Here is a 1353-nt window from a genome sequence, read left to right on the forward strand (position 1 = left end):
TCCTCCCCACCGGCCTCCCCATCGGCAGTCCCGAGGACTGCCTTACCTGCGCCGGCACCCTCTACCTCGGCAGCCCGGCCTGACCGGCCCAACCCCCCTCCACGAACTTTCGCGGTGCAGCACTAGATACCGAGACGTGAGGCCCCGATGCTCGATGCGAAGCAGAAGTTCTTCGACCCTCGGCCCGAGTCGGTCGGCCTGGCCAGGGAGTTTGCCGTCACGACCCTGAGCTCGTGGGGCTTTCACGGCGCCACCGAGGACATCCGGCTCTGCGTCTCCGAGCTCGCCTCGAACGCCCTGGCCCACGGGAGCTACACCGAGCACGGCTTCGTCGTGAAGTTGGACGCCAACGAGGACTTCGTACGCGTGGAAGTGCACGACAGTCGTCCCCGCCACCGCCGCGAACCCGAGATCGCGTATGCGGGCGAGACTGACACCACCGGCCGGGGCCTGCAGATCGTCGCATTGCTGTCCGACTGCTGGGGCGTCGAGGACCGTAGGCCCAGCGGCAAGGTCGTCTGGACGCTGTTCAAAACGGCACAGCTAGCCGGACAGGTGCGCGCGTGCTGACCCACACCGGCCCAGACACCCGACTGCAGCCCTCGGCCGGATGTCCAGCACTAGGCGCAGGCGGGACGAAGGCCTTCCCACCGATACGACGAACTGCTCGGACGGCGCTCATGAGCAGCAGACCTTGCTCACGAATCCGCCGGCCCTCCAACTCACACGGGACGGTCGCTGTGGTTGGCCCAGTAGTCGGTGAGCATCTCGCCGGGCCAGGCGGGGACGGTGACCGTGCCGCGGGGGCCCATCTGCGGGAAGTAGGGGGCAAGGTCGATCACAGGGGTGCCGTCGACGGCATCGAGATCGGTGACGTGCAGGTCCAGTCCGTCCACGCTGAGCAGGCGGGGGAAGGACGTGGCCAGTTGCGCTGGCCTGCGGTGGTTGCGGTGGACGAACGTACCGGTGGCAGGCCAGCGGGGGTTCCCCCGGGGGCTGCGGGCGTGGAGCTCCACATCGGTGGGGGAGGCCAGGGTGAAGGGCCATGTAACCACCAGATGCGAGAACTCCTCGATTCCCTGGAGGACTTCTTCGGGGAAGTCGGCGTTAAGACGGATGATGGCCTGGGCGCCTCCCTGATAGTCATCCAGGGGCGTGGTGTGGCCGCCGATAACCGTGGCGACAGGCGTGTAGGTGAAAGTCTGCTCGGACACGAGGTCCCCCTGATCCTCGATCCACCGCGTGATCTTTGATCACGCGGTGTGATTGCTTTTGTGGTGGGTTTCCGGATTCGGGCAGGCCGGTATCCCGGGTGGCCGTCCCGGTGGCGGGTTCTCCGAGGTTCTTTCTGGT

The 1353-nt window shown here is 66.9% G+C and carries 2 protein-coding genes; one reads left to right on the forward strand and one right to left on the reverse strand.

Annotated features, from left to right (window positions below; all coding sequences use genetic code 11):
* Nucleotides 1-147 precede the first annotated feature (147 nt).
* Nucleotides 148-570 carry an ATP-binding protein gene (locus OTB19_RS42880; RefSeq protein ID WP_267804280.1) on the forward strand — a complete coding sequence of 141 codons (423 nt, stop codon included), beginning with the start codon at nt 148-150 and terminating at the stop codon, nt 568-570.
* Between the two features lie 152 nt (nt 571-722).
* On the opposite strand, the gene OTB19_RS42885 is transcribed toward OTB19_RS42880, so the two are convergent.
* Nucleotides 723-1214: a TrmO family methyltransferase domain-containing protein gene (locus tag OTB19_RS42885; protein ID WP_267804281.1), complete on the reverse strand. Its 492-nt coding sequence runs from the start codon at nt 1212-1214 to the stop codon at nt 723-725.
* Between the last annotated feature and the right edge of the window lie 139 nt (nt 1215-1353).

The organism is Streptomyces sp. H27-H5 (genome assembly GCF_026627505.1).
Lineage (GTDB): Bacteria > Actinomycetota > Actinomycetes > Streptomycetales > Streptomycetaceae > Streptomyces.